Consider the following 15,966-nt stretch of genomic DNA (forward strand, 5'->3'; position numbering starts at 1 on the left):
GCAAGTATACACAATTGTGCCGATCGGGATTGGCCGCGGCGAAGGCTCAGGTGCGGTCTCGCGCTCAACCCTCAAGGCCGCGCCGCATAGGTTGACCGAAGTTGCGGCGTCGCAAACGGACTTAATGCCTGACCACGAGCACCGAGCATTTGGCGTGCCGGACGACGGTCTTGGAGTTCGAGCCAAGCAGATAGGTCTTCATGGCCGGGCGGTGCGAGCCCATCACGATCAGATCGGCCTCGATGGCATCCGCTTCGGCCAGGATCTCGGGGTAGACGCCGCCGGTGCGCACGTGCCAGGTGACGCGTCCGTCCGGCATCGGCAATCGTTTGGCGACATCCGACAGTTCCTGCTCGGCGATCTGCTTCTGCGTGACGTTGAAATCCGGCGGCACGAAATCCATGAAGGTGGAGGGCAGCAGCGTTTGCACGTTCAAGAGATGGAGCGAGCCTGCGGAATAATCGGCGATCGCCGCCGCCTTGTAGAGGGCCGGCAGGGCGATTTCGAGATCGGTCAGATCGACCGGAACGAGAATGGTCTGGAATAACGGATCACCTGGCATGGCCTTGACCTCCTGGTGTTACCCTCAATGTGGGCGCGGCGGCCGCGATTTTCCAGAATGTGCCGATTCGCCGACGGCCTGGAGGCGGCCGAAACCTCGCCGAAACTTCATCAAACTGTCGCCAAGCTGTGCGCTAAAGCCCGATAAAGACCTGTTTTTACGCCAGTTTAGCACAATATACCCGATTTGCGCGGGATTTCAGGTCTTGCCGATTGTCTGCACAGCAACGGACCGTTATAAGGGCCGCAAATTTGCAAGGAGTGGGTTGGGATGAAATCGTCTGATGTAATCGATGAGACGTATCGGCCTTCCGAAACCGAACCGTTTATGAATGACCGGCAGAAGGTCTATTTCCGACGCAAATTGATCGCCTGGAAAGAAGAGATCATCCGCGAGTCGCGCGAAACCCTGAACGCGCTGCAAAGCGAAAGCGAAAATCACCCCGATTTTGCCGACCGTGCGTCCTCCGAGACCGATCGGGCCATCGAGCTTCGGGCCCGCGACCGGCAGCGCAAGCTGATCGCGAAGATCGATGCGGCGTTGGGGCGGATCGACGACGGCACCTACGGCTATTGCGAAGAGACCGGCGAGCCGATCTCTCTGAAGCGCCTCGATGCCCGCCCGATCGCGACTTTGTCGGTCGAAGCGCAGGAACGCCACGAGAGACGGGAACGCGTCTATCGCGACGAATGAAACGGCGCCGCAGGGGATTGCGGGCTGCAAAAGCCCCCCGCCGCAGCGGCTTTGATTGCGTTTAACGGACCGCGCCCGTCCCGGTCGCAATGCAATCTTCTGTGTTGCCGCCACATGCGACCGGTACGGCTCGGTCCTTTGAGTTCGCGTTCAATTCGGGCAGGCCCGGTTTATAGGAGCGCCGTCCAGGCGCCTGCTAGCCAAAAGCACGCGGTCCGGGCCGATTCCGCCGGCTCCATCAAAAACAGCGTATCCTCAATTGCCCTTCGCACGGCCGAGCAGACGGGCCATTTCCTCTTCCAGCGAATCGATCAGTTCGTCGTTCGTGGGTTCCGGCGGCGGCGCTTTTACCGGCGGCGCGACAGGCGGCGCGGTCCGCACAGGTTGCGGCGCGGTGCGTGCCGGAGGTGGCGGCAAGGCCGGCTTGGCCGCTGCAGGCGGCGGCGGCACGGAGCGGGGAGGTGCGCCAGTGGGTGAGGCGACGGGCGTCGTCACGGCGCGCGGCGTTGTTACCGGCCGCGGCGAGAAGATCGGCGGGGCGTTGGACGCTCCTGACCCGAGCGGCGGCAAGGTCGGAGACCGCAGCGGCTGCAATGGCGGCAAGGGCGGGAGCGGCGGCAGGCCCGGCTTCGCCGCCGGTGACGTTGCCTTTACCGGTGCAACCTCCGGCGCCGGCTTCGGCACTTCGACTTTGGGGGCTTCGCGCGGCGCGTCCACCTTTGGCTCGGGCACCTCTATCTTTTCTGTCTTTGGCACCTCTATTTTTGGCGCCTCGGGCTTAGCGGATTCGGTTTTGGTGGGTTCGGGATTCGGCTCATCAAAGACCGGTTCTGCCATCCGTACCTGCCGGACCGGGAGCGCAACGGGTGGGGCCGGCACAGCCGACAAGTCCTGATTGCGCTGCGCGACAAAGGCCGGCAGCGGCGGCATAGCCGGGGCAGGGTCCGGGTCGGGCGTTTTGACGTGCGGCACGATCGGCGGCGGCGGCAGCGGCGCCGGTTCTTCGTTCTGGTTCGCAGCCGAGGCGAGCGGCACGCGCGGCGACATTGCGGCGGCGAGCGACGGATCGACCTTCTCGACCTTTTCGCGCGCCGGGTTTTGGGCGCGAATGATGTCGGTCTCGATCACCAAATCGGTATGCTTGCCGATCATGATGAGATGTTCGGTATTGTCGCGCCGGACGATCACCAATTGCCGCTCACGGTCAAGATCGTAGGCATCGACGACGCCGAGCCGCGGCTGCCGTCCGCGCGCGGCGCCGCGCACCCTCACGCCGGAGCCGAAGAAAGAGCGATACAAAACCATCAAGATGGCGACGACCACCACTGCCGCCACAACGAGAGCAACGGCGAGATAGATGTAGCTTCCGTTAAAGAAGCCGAGCAAACCCTGTAACAAAACGCGTCCCCCGACACGGCGCCATGCGACCGAAAGCGCCTTATCTTAGCACAGCGGCCCCGCGAGGCACGGCCAAGGTTAAACGATGGTTAACACCCTTATAGCAAAAAAGCGAGAAGTCGGGCTGTGGACAGATCCTGGGAAATGCCTCAGGCCTTCCGACGCGCCCTTGCCTGATCCGGTCAAAAGCCTAAAGCTGCCAAAACACGTCAGAATATGGATGAATGTCTGCAAAGATGAAGGACCCCGCCGCCCTGCATAATATCGATGAGACCGAACGGCCGGGCCATTTGGGTTTGCTCATCCTGCTCTTGCTGCTCGTGGTCGGCGCGATCGCCGGCACGCGGTTCCTGCCGCCCGATTATGCCTTCGCCCCGGCGCTCGGCCTTCTGGTGCTGATGGCTTTTGCCGGCGTGTTTTTCGTCATCGCTTACGGGCTTGGCGGGCTGCAATCCGCCGGGAAAAGCCGGCGCCCCGATATGACGCGGCTGATCGCCGATACGACCGGCGAGGCGCTGTTGGCGATGGACGGCGAGACCCAGGTTCTCTACGCCAATGCCGCCTATCGCGATCTCGCCCATGCCGAGGACACGGCGGATCTGCCAACGATCGAGCGGCTGTTTGCCCATCCCGATGCGGCTGAGGCGATCTACCGCCTCGCGCAAGCGGCGCGCGAGCGCAAGAGCCGCAGCGAAGAGGTGCGCCTCTCTCCGGCTTTGAAGGCCGCGCGCGGCCCAGCCTGGTATCGCATTGCGGTCCGGCCGCTCGACGGGCTTGCCGCCAAACGCGCGGTTGTGTGGAGCGTCAATGACGTGACCGGCGACCGCGACCGGCAGGAAAACGTCTTTCTCGAATTGCAGCACGCGATCGACTATCTCGATCACGCGCCGGCCGGCTTTTTCTCGATCGAACCGGACGGCCGCATTTCCTATATCAATGCGACGCTGGCCCATTGGCTCGACCATGATTTGGCGCAGGTCGGCACCGGCGGCTTGACGCTCACCGACCTGATGCCGCGCGAGGCGGCGGCGCGACTGCTGCAGGCGCCAGGCAATGAGCCGGAGCAATTCGACCTCGACTTGCGGCGGCGCAACGGCTCCGATTTCCCCGCGACGCTGCGGCACAGCGTGTCCTACGGCAAGGACGGCACGCCCCGCGCCTCGCGCACGCTCGTGCTGCCGCGCCAAGCCGTGGCGGCGGCTGCGCCCCAGGATCTGCAGGCGGCGGAATCGCGCTTTGCCCGCTTCTTCAATCTCACGCCGATGGCGATCGCCTCGCTCGATCAAGAGGGCCGCATCGTCAGCTCCAATCCGTCGTTCGCGCGTCTCTTTCCCGCGCTCGTCAAAGGCCAGACGCCTTTGGCTGCCGTGGTCGCGGAACGCGATCGCGCGGCGGTGGAACAGGCATTGCAACAAGCGGCGCAGGGCTCGAGCGGCCTCGCACCGGTCGATGCCGCGCTCGACGGCGAGAGCGGCAAGGCGTTTCGCTTCTTTCTCTCGTCCGGAGAGGGCGTGCACGGCGCGGCCGTCACGCTCTGCGCGCTCGACACGACCGAACAGCGCACCCTGCAGGAGAATTTCGCGCAGAGCCAGAAGATGCAGGCGATCGGCCAATTGGCCGGCGGCGTCGCGCATGATTTCAACAATGTCCTGACCGCCATCATCGGCTATTCCGATCTGCTCCTGGCCAAGTATCGGCCGACCGATCCGTCCTTTCAGGACATCATGCAGATCAAGCAGAACGCCAATCGCGCGGCAGGCCTGGTGCGGCAATTGCTCGCCTTCTCGCGCCGCCAGACGCTACGGCCGCACGTGCTGCAACTCGGCGATGTGTTGAGCGAATTGCAGATGATGCTGACGCGGCTCGTCGGCGAAAAGATCAATCTCGACGTCAAGCATGGGCGCGATTTGTGGCTGGTCAAAGCCGACGTTAACCAGCTCGAACAGGTCATTCTCAATCTCGTTGTCAATGCGCGCGATGCGCTGCCGCAAGGCGGGCGCATTCAGTTGCGTACATCGAATGTCGCGGCGGCGGATTGCGCGCCTTACATGGCGCAGGACAAATCGCTGAGCGACGCCGATTATGTGCTGATCGAGGTCGAGGACGATGGCGCCGGCATTCCGGCCGACATTCTGCCGAAGATCTTCGAACCGTTCTTCACCACCAAGGAAGTTGGCAAGGGCACGGGCCTTGGTCTGTCCATGGTCTACGGCATCGTGAAGCAGACCGGCGGCGTCGTGTCCTGCGACTCGGTCGTCGGACGCGGCACGGTCTTCCGCATTTTCCTGCCGCGCTATGTGCCGCTGGAGAATGACCAGGAGACGAAAAAGGAGACGGCGAAGGCCGCCGCCGCCGACCTGACCGGACGCGGCACAATTCTGCTGGTCGAAGACGAAGAGGCGGTTCGTGCCTTCGGCGCGCGGGCGCTGTCCTCGCGTGGCTATACGGTGCTCGAGGCGGGCTCCGGCGTCGAGGCGCTGGAGGTGCTGGCGGGGGCGGGCGGCAAGATCGATCTCATCGTCTCCGACGTCGTCATGCCGGAAATGGACGGCCCGACCATGCTTGGCGAGATCCGCAAGCAGGGCATCACCGCGAAGGTGATTTTTGTCTCCGGCTATGCGGAAGACGCGTTCGCCAAGAACCTGCCGCAAGGTGAGGATTTCGGCTTCCTGCCGAAGCCGTTCACCCTGAAGCAGATGATCGAGGCGGTGAAAGGCGCGATGGGGTGAGGTCCTTCTCCCGCTCGCGGGAGAAGGGACCCGCGCCGCTTAAAATCCGGGCAGCGGCGCTGCTCTTTTGCTATTTGACAAACCACGGCAACCCAAAGAGATTGTCGCGCCGGGCATTCTCGCTCATGGCATATTGGTTTGAGGAATGCGTTGCTGAAGATTGCGCAACGGCTTGGGACGTTCTTAGGCTCGCTTATTCTGACCTTTCTCGGGCTGACGGCGGTGACGTTCGTGATCGGGCGGTTCATTCCGATCGACCCCGTGCTGGCGCTCATCGGCGACAAAGCGACGCCCGAACTCTACGAGAGAACCCGCCTCGCCATGGGGCTCGATCATTCGATCCCCGTGCAATATTACATCTATCTCAAAAAGGTTCTCGTCGGCGATTTCGGCGTGTCGATCGTGACCTCGCAGCCGGTGCTCGACGACCTGATCCATTTCTTCCCCGCGACGCTGGAACTCGCCACCATCGCCACCCTGATCGGCGTCTTCATCGGTGTGCCGGCCGGCGTGCTCGCGGGCGCGCGCAAGGGCTCGTGGATGGATCAAGCGGTGCGCGTGCTCGGGCTTCTGGGCTATTCGGCACCGGTCTTCTGGCTTGGCCTCGTGGCGCTCGCCTTGTTCTACGGCAAGCTCGGCTGGGTGAGCGGCCCGGGCCAGCTCGATGTTGCCTATGACGATATCGTCACCAATCACACCGGCATGCTCCTGATCGACAGCGCGATCGACGGCGAATGGGACGTGTTCCGCAATGCGTTCGGCCATCTCGTTCTGCCTGCGTGTCTGCTTGGTTATTATGCGCTTGCCTATATTGCGCGCATGACCCGCAGTTTCGTCATCGAGCAATTGGCGCAGGAATATGTGACGGCCGCCCGCATCAAGGGCCGCTCGTTCTGGGGTGCGGTGTGGCGCCATGCCTTCCCCAACATCTGCGTTCCGCTGATCACCGTGATCGGCCTCTCCTATGCGCAATTGCTGCAGGGCTCGGTGCTGACCGAGACGGTTTTTGCATGGCCCGGCATCGGTTTCTACATCACCCATTCGCTGTTCCACGCCGATATGAACGCGGTGCTCGGCGGCACGCTGGTTGCCGGTGCGCTGTTCATCGGCATCAATCTGTTCTGCGACTTTCTCTACAAGTTCGTCGATCCGAGGCTGCGCGTCTCATGAGCACGTCCTCTGCCGTTCAAACTCCCGTGTCGTGGCGGCAATGGCTGCTCACCAACACGCCGGCCTCGCGACGCCAGGCGGTGCTTGGCAATCTCTATCGCGGCGCCGCGGCCATCTGCACCAATCCGACCGGGCTTGCCGGCGTCATCGTGATCGCGATCCTGATCTTCCTCGCCGCTTTCGCACCACTGCTCGCCGGTCACAGCGATCCCTATACGCAGAATCTCGCCGCGCGCCTCTCGCCGCCAAGCGCCGCCCATTGGTTCGGCACGGACGAGCTTGGCCGCGAGATCTATACGCGCACGCTCTATGGCGCGCGGGTGACGCTTGGCATCGTCGTTCTGGTCTCGGTCATCATCGCGCCCATCGGCCTCATCATTGGCGTGGTCGCCGGCTACATGGGCGGCTGGGTCGATATCGTGTTGATGCGCATCACCGATGTGTTTCTCGCCTTTCCGCAGCTCATTCTGGCGCTCGCCTTCGCCGCCGCGCTCGGGCCTGGCATCGAGAATGCGGTGATCGCGATCTCGCTCACCTCCTGGCCGCCCTATGCCCGCATCGCCCGCGCCGAGGCGGCCTCGGTCGCCAAAAGCGATTTCATCGCTGCGGCGGTGCTGCAGGGCGCTTCGACCTGGCGGATCGTGCTGCGCCATATCGTACCGCTGTGCATCTCGTCGCTGATCATCCGCCTGACCCTCGACATGGCCGGCATCATTGTCGTCGCCGCCGGCCTTGGCTTTCTCGGCCTCGGCGCGCAGCCGCCGATGGCCGAATGGGGTGCGATGGTGTCGAGCGGGCGCGACGTGGTGATCGACGCCTGGTGGGTCTCGACCATTCCGGGCATTGCGATTCTCGTCGTGAGCCTGGGCTTCAATCTTCTCGGGGACGGGTTGCGCGACGTGTTCGATCCGAAAAACACATGAGCGGCAGCGGCTCCCTTCTCGAGGTCGCGGATCTCAACGTTGCCTTTCCAAGCGAAGGCGGTCTCTTTCACGCGGTGCGCGGCGTGTCCTTCTCGCTCGGGCGCGAGCGCCTCGGCATTGTCGGCGAGTCGGGTTCCGGCAAATCGACGACCGGCCGCGCCATCCTTGGCCTGATCCCGAAACCCGGCCAGGTCCGCGCCCGCACGTTGCGGCTCGGCCATCGCAATCTCGCCGACATGAATGAGACCGCCTGGGGCAAGATCCGCGGCCGGCATATTTCGATGGTGATGCAGGACCCGAAATATTCGCTCAATCCGGTGATGAAGGTCGGCGTGCAGGTGCAGGAAGCCTATCGGCTGCACCACCGCACGACGCGCAAAGACGCGCAAAAGCGCGCGATCGCCATGCTCGATGCGGTGAAGATCCGCGATCCTGACCTGGTCTATCACCTTTATCCGCACCAGATCTCCGGCGGCATGGGCCAGCGCGCGATGATCGCGATGATGCTGATCTGCGAGCCGGAACTGCTGATCGCCGACGAGCCGACCTCCGCGCTCGACGTCACCGTGCAGAACGACGTTTTGCGCATCATGGACGATCTGGTGCGCGAGCGCGGCATGGGCCTGATTTTCATCAGCCACAATCTCACCGTCGTCTCGAGTTTCTGCGATCGGGTACTGGTGATGTATGGCGGCCGCGTGGTCGAGGAATGTATCGCGACCGAATTGCATCAGGCCAAGCACCCTTACACCCGCGCGCTGCTGCAGGCCGCGCCATCTTTGAGCGAGCCCAAACTTGAGCTCACAACCGTCACGCGTGATCCGTCATGGCTGGATTGATCGAGCTTGCTCACCTCTCGGTGAGTTTCCAGGTCGGCGGCCGCGTCATCCGCGCGGTGCACGATGTCTCGTTCGCGGTTGCGGCTGGTGCGACTTTCGGCATCGTCGGTGAATCCGGTTCGGGCAAATCGACCGTGCTGAAAGCGATTGCCGGGCTGGTGCAAGCGGATGCGCCCGCGATCCGCATCAAGGGCCAAATGGTCGCGCAAAAGCGCAGCAAAGCCGACCGCCGCCTGATGCAATTCGTCTTCCAGGATCCGTATGGTTCGCTGCATCCGCGCCAGACGGTCGACGATATTTTGCGTGAGCCGCTGGAGATCCACGGGCTTGGCGACGCTGGGACGAAGGTCGCGGCAGCCTTGAGCGAAGTGGGCCTCGGGCCGCTCCATCGTTTCCGCTTTCCGCATCAATTGTCGGGCGGTCAACGGCAGCGCGTGTCGATCGCCCGAGCGCTGATCCTGAAACCCTCGATCCTCCTGCTCGACGAGCCGACCTCGGCGCTCGACGTGTCCATTCAGGCGGAAATCCTCAATCTGATCGCGCGGCTGCGGCGCGAATATCAGCTCACCAGCATTCTCGTGAGCCACGATCTGAGCGTGATCGCGCACATGTGCGAACGCGTGGCGGTGATGCGGCACGGTGAATTGATTGAAATCGTCGATGTGGCTAACCTGCGCGCCGGCATCGTTCAAGAAGCCTATACGCGGGATTTGCTGCGCTCCAGCGAAGGTTACGTCCGACTGTAGCGGATGCACCTCCGACGCGCGGCTCGGACCGTCTCGGTATCGGCAACGGGCTGAAAATCTTGCCTATTTTGTTAGCAAACCTGTGGCACAGAGGGGCGTTTTGGATTAGGTTTCAAGCCTCACCATCTCCTGGCGGCCGGCCGGCACGCCAGGCCCTATAAGTATTGGCATGGCACCATGCTGAGGCGCACAGAAGAAGAAAACGAATTGCCGGATTTGAGCGCAGCCGAATTGGGGGTGGTGGCGCATCTCTATCGCGGCGAGGTGTATCGCGGCACGGCCTGGCGTTCGCGTCTCGACAACACCACCAATTGGTCGATCGTGACCATGGGCATCGCGCTCTCCACCACGTTTTCGTCCCGCGATGCGACGGCCCTGCCGCTCATCCTCATCGGCCTGCTGCTCGCGGTGTTTCTCGGCGTCGAGACCCGCCGCTATCGCTACTATGCGGTCTGGACGGCGCGGGCCCGCTATATGGAGACCCATCTCTTCGCCCCGCTCCTGAGCGGCGGGCGGCAGGATCCCCGCTGGCGCACGACGCTCGCGGCGGAATATATGCACCCCAACCATTTCATCAGCCTGTTCGGCGCCGCGGGCCGCCGCGTGCGCAGCACCTATATCTGGATCATCGGGATTCAGACCTTCGCCTATTTCGGGAAACTCGCGGTTCACCCGGAAATGGCGACCCGTTTCAGCGAATTTGTCGAGCGCGCGACGGTCGGGCCGATTCCGGGTTGGGTCGTTCTGTGCTGCGGCCTCGTTTACAATCTCGGCTGGATCGCGCTGGCCGTCGCGAGCTTCTTTTATGACCAGCATCTGCACCAAAAGCATGCGACCGACGACGACCCAGTGCTGTTTGCCTCGCTGAAAGGCAACTCGTTTCGCGGCGAGTAATTTGTCTCCACGACCAAGCCATCTCGATGGTGCAGCCGACATATGCAGCGGCCTTGAACGCCTCGATTAAGTCCGCAGGAGGAGTAGCAAAGATCGCGTGGACGTGCTCTATTATTTATTATTTGCACACAAAGGGATGGCCCCCGGTGGCCGTGATGACGAGGAGGCTGACTTGATACAGAGACTCAAATGGGCGCTGGTCGCCGGAACGTTTTTGAGCGTCGTGGCAGTGGCGCATGCGGAGACCCCGGCCGATACTTTGGTGATCGCCAAGAATATCGACGACATCATTTCGCTCGACCCGGCCGAGGCCTATGAACTCAGCGGCGTCGAGGTCGACGCCAATCTCTATGACCGTATCATGCGCTTCGATCCGACCGACATCACCAAGCTCGTTCCGGGCGCGGCGGAGAGCTATACGGTGAGCGATGACGGCAAGACCATCACCTTCAAGATGCGCAAGGGATTGAAGTTTGCCTCCGGCAATCCGCTCACCGCGCATGACGCCGCGTATTCGCTGCAGCGGGTCGTGAAACTCGATAAGAACCCCGCCTTCCTGATCGAGCAATTGGGCTGGACCAAGGACAATGTCGATCAACTCGTCACGGCGCCCGACGACGAGACGCTGAAAGTCACCAGCGCCGTGGATTATTCGCCCTCGCTCGTGCTCGCGCTGCTCTCCTCGATCGTCGGCTCGGTCGTCGATCAGAAAGTCGTTGCGTCCCATGAGGCGAACGGCGATTTCGGCAATGGCTGGCTAAAGAACAATTCGGCGGGCTCGGGCGCCTATGTGCTGAAGGGCTGGAAGCCGAATGAAACGGTGTCGCTGCAGTCGAACCCCGACTATCGCGGCGGCGCGCCGGCGATGAAGCGCGTGATCATCCGCCACATTCCTGAACCCTCCGCCCAGCGCCTTCTGCTCGAAAAGGGCGATGTCGATATCACGCGCGATCTCACCAACGATCAGATCACCGGCCTTACCGGCAACAAGGATGTGACGACGAGCGTGGTGCCACAGACGACGCTCGAATATGTCGGCCTCAATGTGAAGACGCCGCAATTGCAGAATCCGAAAGTGCGTCAGGCGCTGCGCTATCTCGTCGATTACAACGGCATGACGAATTCGTTCCTGAAGGGCACCGCGCAGGTGCATCAATCCTTCTGGCCGTCGAACCAATGGGCCTCGCTCGACGACAATCCCTACACGTTCGATCCGGCCAAGGCCAAGTCGCTGCTTGCCGATGCCGGTTATCCCAACGGCTTCGAGATCACGCTCGATGCGCCGAGTTCCTCGCCCTATATCGACATCGCCCAATCGATTCAGGCGACGATGGCGCAAGGCGGGGTGAAGGTGACGATCATTCCCGGCGAACAGAAAGCCTTGCTGACGAAATATCGCGCACGCCTGCATCAGATGCTCTTGGTCTATTGGGGTCCGGATTATGCCGACCCGCACACCAATGCGACCGGCTTTGTCCATAATCTCGACAATTCCGACACGGCGAAAGAGAAGCTGTTGGCCTGGCGCAATTCGTGGGACATTCCGGAATTGTCGAAGGCGACTGACGCCGCGGCGCTGGAGCGCGATACCGAGAAGCGCAAGCAGATGTATCTCGATCTGCAGCGCAAGGTGGAAGACGACAGCGCCTTCATCATCATGTTCCAGCAGACCAAGGAGTTGGCCGAGCGCGCCAACGTGAAGAACTTCGTCTGGGGCCCGTCTGCCGACGTCGTGTACTATAATCTCGTGACCAAATAAGCTCTGCCAGAGCCATGATCATCCTTCTCCCACGCGCAAGCGTGGGGGAGGGACGTGCTCCGAGATACTGCCTCGTTTCACGTTTCCTTGAGAACGAGTTCCACGCCTTCACCGGAAAGCATCACGTCGCGTGTTTCGCCCACCGGCAGGCGCACGGAGAGAGTCTCGTACGGCAGCAGGTAGTCGCCTTCCACCCTCGCGCCGACTTTGATAGCGCGCTCGTTCCATTCGAGCCGTACATGCACGAAACTGCGCGGGCCATGCATAGAGATGCCGTCATCCTCGACGATCGTGAAGCGCGACTCGCCCGTGCCTGCGCCGGGAAACACGCGCAGCAGCGCGGTCGGCGCATCGTGGTGGCGGCCGTCCGCCAGCGGCAGGATTCCGCCGGCCGGCACGGCGAGGGCTAAGCGGTCGAGCGGCGCCTCGAGACGCGCGACGCTCCCCGAAGGGAGCACGCGCTCATCGTAAAAATCGAACCAATGCGATGGGCCTTTCGGCAAATAGGCGGTCACGCTGCGCGTGCCGGGCGCGGTGGCGGGAATGGCCATGAGCGCGGGGCCGAGTATCAGCGCATCGGTGTCCATGAAGCTCGCCGCATCGGCTTCGAACTGCCAGAACAGGGGCCGCAGCACTGGTACGTGCTCGGCATGCGCCGCATGCATCAGCGCGTAGAGATAGGGCATCAGCGCCAGCCGCAGCCGGATGGCGTTGCGGATCGGCGCGATCGCTTGCGGGTGCAGCCACGGCGAATTGTAGACGCCGCCCGGCTTCCAACTGTTCATGATGAAGCGCGGATGCAGCGCGCCGACTTGCGTCCAGCGGATCAGCAATTCGGCATCCGGTGGGGGGCCCGCAAAACCGCCGACATCGTGCCCGACATTGTACATGCCCGACAGCGACATGGTGAGGCCGGTACGCAAATTCCATTTCAGGCTGTCCCAGCTCGTCACATTGTCGCCGCTCCAGGTCTGGGCATAACGCTGCAGGCCCGGGCAGCCGGCGCGCGTGATCGTGAAGGGGATCGCGTCGGGCGCGGCGGCGATCTGCTCGTCGCGCGAGGCACGGGTCATCAGCAGCGCCTGCAGCGGGCGCGTCAAAGTCAGCGGCAGATTATGGCCGCAGGTCGCGCCTTCGTCCCACAATTCATATTCGTTGTTGTCGTTCCAGGCCGCGGCGATGCCCATGTCGAGCAGCGCCTCGCGAATGCCGCGCCGCCACCAATCGACCGCATCCTTTTTGAGGAAATCGAGATAGGCGCCTTCGCCGTCCCAGAACTGCGACATGAGCGGCGTACCGCTCGCGTCATCGGTGATGAATAGCGATGCCGCGGCCGCCTCGCGGTAGTTCGGGTGGTCGTCGAGCAGACACGGCTTCACATTGGCCACGACTTTGATGCCGGCCTCGGCGAAAGCGGCAGTCAGCGCTTTGGGGTCGGGGAATTTCTCGCGGTTCCAGTGAAAGACATAGCGCTTGGGTCCGATCGACGTGTAGCCGGAGCCGAAATGAAAGCTCGCCACCGGAATGGCATGGCGGCGTGCCTCGTCGATGACGCCGGCAATGGCCGTTTGCGCATTGGGCGCATCGGCGAGCGCCATCGCGGTCAGGGCGAAGCCAAGACTCCAGCGCGGCACGCGCGGCGTGCGGCCGGTGAGGGCCAAGAACTTCGGCGTGACATCGGCGATCTTAGGCCCGAGGAACAGATAATAATCGAGATCGCCGTCCTCGGCCTCATACGAGCGATAGAGGCCGAAATAATTGTCGTGTTCGCAGCCGAGGTCGAAAGCGCCCTCAGTGTAATTGTCGTAGAACAGGCCGTAGGACGTGCCGCTGCCCGCATCGCGCGCGATCAGGAACGGCCAGTTCTTGTAGAGCGGGTCGCCGTTTTTCGGATCATAGCCGAGCGCATCGCGCATCGCGAGCCGCAGGCGGCGGCCGCTCAAGTCGAGCGGCCCGGTCTTGTCGCCGGCGCCGAACATGCGGTCGCCGCTTGTGCGCTTCATCGCGTGGCGGAAGCCGGGCCGACGGCGGTTGAAGAAATAGGGCTGCACGTCACGGTCTTGCGCAAAGCAGGTGCCGTTCGGCAGATGCCAGGATAAGCGGAACGGCGCCTTTGCGATGACGAGCCGGATTGCCTCGGTTTGCAGCGTGATCTTTGTTTCGCTCTCCTCGTGTTCCACCGCCACGGTCGGCCATGCCGCCTCGTTGAACCGCTCGAACCCGTTCCAAGGACAATCCTCCTCGCCGGGCGGCAACACGGCCCACGAGCGCGAAAGCTGCGCCGCGCCGTCGCGCAGGAACGACACGCGCGCAAGATCGGGCTTGAGGAAACGGATGCGCGCGCTGAAGGGCGCGGCGAAGACAAGCTCGATCCCGCTTGGAAGCGCGGAGGCGGAGACAACATCCCGGATCGGCCGCATGGTCTTTCTCCTAGGCGAGGTGGTGTCGTCGGGTAAACTTATAGATTGTCCGGTCCGATGCAAAAACTAGACTGGCCCGGTTCAGTCATATGGCAGGCGCCGAGCGATGGAATGTCGCGGCTGTCACGGCGATTTTGAAACGCGGCGGGCTTGCCTCGCGTCTCATGGCGTCTGGCATTGGATGAAAACGCTCATGCTGCGGGCGAGATCGGCAATATCGGGCGCTGCCATTTGCGCCGAGGCGGTGCCCGGCGTCACCGCAACATGATTGGCCTCCAGAAAGTTCGCCGCGACACTGCCCTTGATGGCGAAATTGATATTCTGCGGAATGTCGCCGTCCGTCGCGACGATGAACTTCAGAACATTGAGTTTGGCCGCGACGACGCCCACGACATTGCCGTTCTGATCGAGCAGGGGGCCGCCGGAATTGCCGGGCTGCACCGGCGTCGAAATCTGCAAGAGGCGATTGTCGTCGCCGATCCCCGACAGGGCGGTCACGTTGCCCAGCGTGAAATTTCCCGAACTCGAGAGAATTTTCGCCAAGGGGAAGCCGAATGCCTCGACATTTTCGCCCAAGCGAATGGGCGCGCGCAGGCCTGCGACCTTGCCGGGTTTCAGGGTCGTCTTCAGCACGGCAAGATCATTGGTCATGTCGCGTGCGATCACCTGGCCGGGAGAACTCGTGCCAGGCTCGGATGTCACGGTGATCGTCGAACAGCCCTCGATCACATGGGCATTCGTCAGCACATTGCCATCCGCATTGACGAAGAACCCCGTTCCCGAGGAGATGGACTTTTCGTTCGGCTGTTTGGGTGCCGTTGGCGCGAGGGGCTGAGAAACAGCCTCGGGCTGCGCCGCCATCGGGATATCGGGGAAGGGGCCGCCGGTCATCGACGACCACAAGGAATCGCCGATCAGCATGGCCGCGCGATCGATATGCAGATCCTTGTCCTGGCTCATCCAGGTGAGGGAAAAGCCGAGCAGGCCGGTTCCATCCCGATGGTAGCGCAGATAGCTGTCGATGCCGTTATGTGACGACGTGATGACGAAGAAGTTCGGCTTCAGGGTTCGATAGGAGATTTGTCCGCCATCGCTGAGGATCTTGTTGGTCAGCGCGTCGTAACCGATCGAGACCGGAATGTCGGGGAAATATTCATAATTCATGCGCACGCGGTCTTGCGGCTCCCGCCACACCAGCCCGCTCTGATCGCGCGCCGGCTGGAGGCCGAGGCCCATGGGCACCCAAATCGGATGGCCGCGAAAGGGATGGGGAATGGCCCGGAACCCCCACAGCTTGAGATAGGGCGCCACATTCGCCGTCAGGCGAGCCTTCATGGCCGCGTCCAGAACCCCTGAAGCCGGATAGCCGTTGTCGGATTGAAACTGCGCGATGGCCGCGTAAAGGCGCCGGCTGAAACTCACATTGGGCAGTGCGGTCCAATAGCCGGCGGAGGTCAGCATCAATTGCAGTGCCACGCGGTCGGCAACCGGCGATTGATCGAACGCCTGCTTTGCCGCGGTATAATCCGGGCTTACCGGTTGCGCCCATCCGGCCGAAATCGACAGGACCAGCGCAAGCAAAACCGCGACGATACGCATAACAATAATTCCTCAGCCCGTGCCGAGCTTAACAAAATCAGGATTGTTTGAGAATTCGGTTTCAGGAAAGATGGTGAAGGTTGGGCGGACATGCGGGGCGATTGTCCGCTTCCCGCGTAAGAACAGACAGGGATCAGGAGACTTTTTTAGCTGGCGCCGAGCCGGATCAGCTTACTTCATAAAACGCCTCGACTTCGCGTCGGCCCACGCCGCAAACGGCTATTCTTGCCGCAT

Annotated in this window: 12 protein-coding genes; 8 read left to right on the forward strand and 4 right to left on the reverse strand. The window is 62.5% G+C overall.

From position 1 onward, the window contains the following. Positions 1–121 precede the first annotated feature (121 nt). Entirely contained in the window at positions 122–562 is a 441-nt protein-coding gene (locus V9T28_RS03790; protein WP_116400915.1) for a universal stress protein, read from the reverse strand. A 270-nt stretch (positions 563–832) separates the two neighbouring features. Here V9T28_RS03790 and dksA point away from each other — a divergent pair, with 270 nt between their 5' ends. After that, positions 833–1,255 (forward strand): RNA polymerase-binding protein DksA, encoded by a 423-nt coding sequence (gene dksA / locus V9T28_RS03795; RefSeq protein ID WP_116400916.1) that lies wholly within the window; start codon positions 833–835, stop codon positions 1,253–1,255. A gap of 255 nt (positions 1,256–1,510) precedes the next feature. Here the strand turns inward: dksA and V9T28_RS03800 are convergent, their stop codons facing one another. Next, positions 1,511–2,653, reverse strand: coding sequence for a hypothetical protein (locus V9T28_RS03800; RefSeq protein ID WP_147306440.1), 1,143 nt, complete (start codon positions 2,651–2,653; stop codon positions 1,511–1,513). 224 nt (positions 2,654–2,877) lie between these two features. Here V9T28_RS03800 and cckA point away from each other — a divergent pair, with 224 nt between their 5' ends. From cckA to V9T28_RS03835, 7 genes are all read left to right on the forward strand, one after another. Beyond that, positions 2,878–5,382 (forward strand): cell cycle histidine kinase CckA, encoded by a 2,505-nt coding sequence (cckA, locus tag V9T28_RS03805; protein ID WP_245424095.1) that lies wholly within the window; start codon positions 2,878–2,880, stop codon positions 5,380–5,382. Between the two features lie 150 nt (positions 5,383–5,532). Then, on the forward strand, positions 5,533–6,552 hold the full coding sequence (locus V9T28_RS03810) for an ABC transporter permease (RefSeq protein ID WP_245424096.1): 1,020 nt from the start codon (positions 5,533–5,535) through the stop codon (positions 6,550–6,552). Next, on the forward strand, positions 6,549–7,475 hold the full coding sequence (gene nikC / locus V9T28_RS03815; protein WP_116400920.1) for a nickel transporter permease: 927 nt from the start codon (positions 6,549–6,551) through the stop codon (positions 7,473–7,475). Before V9T28_RS03810 ends, nikC begins: the two co-directional genes overlap by 4 nt. Continuing rightward, positions 7,472–8,314, forward strand: coding sequence for an ABC transporter ATP-binding protein (locus tag V9T28_RS03820; RefSeq protein ID WP_116400921.1), 843 nt, complete (start codon positions 7,472–7,474; stop codon positions 8,312–8,314). The genes nikC and V9T28_RS03820 overlap by 4 nt, the downstream gene beginning before the upstream one ends. After that, positions 8,302–9,060: an ABC transporter ATP-binding protein gene (locus V9T28_RS03825; protein WP_116400922.1), complete on the forward strand. Its 759-nt coding sequence runs from the start codon at positions 8,302–8,304 to the stop codon at positions 9,058–9,060. Before V9T28_RS03820 ends, V9T28_RS03825 begins: the two co-directional genes overlap by 13 nt. 177 nt (positions 9,061–9,237) lie before the next feature. Then, positions 9,238–9,954: a DUF2270 domain-containing protein gene (locus V9T28_RS03830; protein ID WP_116400923.1), complete on the forward strand. Its 717-nt coding sequence runs from the start codon at positions 9,238–9,240 to the stop codon at positions 9,952–9,954. A gap of 172 nt (positions 9,955–10,126) precedes the next feature. Then, the gene (locus V9T28_RS03835; protein ID WP_245424097.1) at positions 10,127–11,713 is read left to right on the forward strand and encodes an ABC transporter substrate-binding protein; all 1,587 of its coding nucleotides are present in this window, start codon (positions 10,127–10,129) and stop codon (positions 11,711–11,713) included. A 77-nt stretch (positions 11,714–11,790) separates the two neighbouring features. Here V9T28_RS03835 and V9T28_RS03840 read toward each other — a convergent pair whose 3' ends face one another. Further along, positions 11,791–14,133, reverse strand: a complete 2,343-nt coding sequence (locus V9T28_RS03840; protein WP_116400924.1) for a glycoside hydrolase family 31 protein — start codon at positions 14,131–14,133, stop codon at positions 11,791–11,793. Between the two features lie 162 nt (positions 14,134–14,295). Then, the gene (locus V9T28_RS03845; RefSeq protein WP_116400925.1) at positions 14,296–15,732 is read right to left on the reverse strand and encodes a serine protease; all 1,437 of its coding nucleotides are present in this window, start codon (positions 15,730–15,732) and stop codon (positions 14,296–14,298) included. Positions 15,733–15,966 lie beyond the last annotated feature (234 nt).

The organism is Methylovirgula sp. 4M-Z18 (assembly GCF_037890675.1).
In the GTDB taxonomy this organism is placed as follows: Bacteria; Pseudomonadota; Alphaproteobacteria; order Rhizobiales; family Beijerinckiaceae; genus 4M-Z18.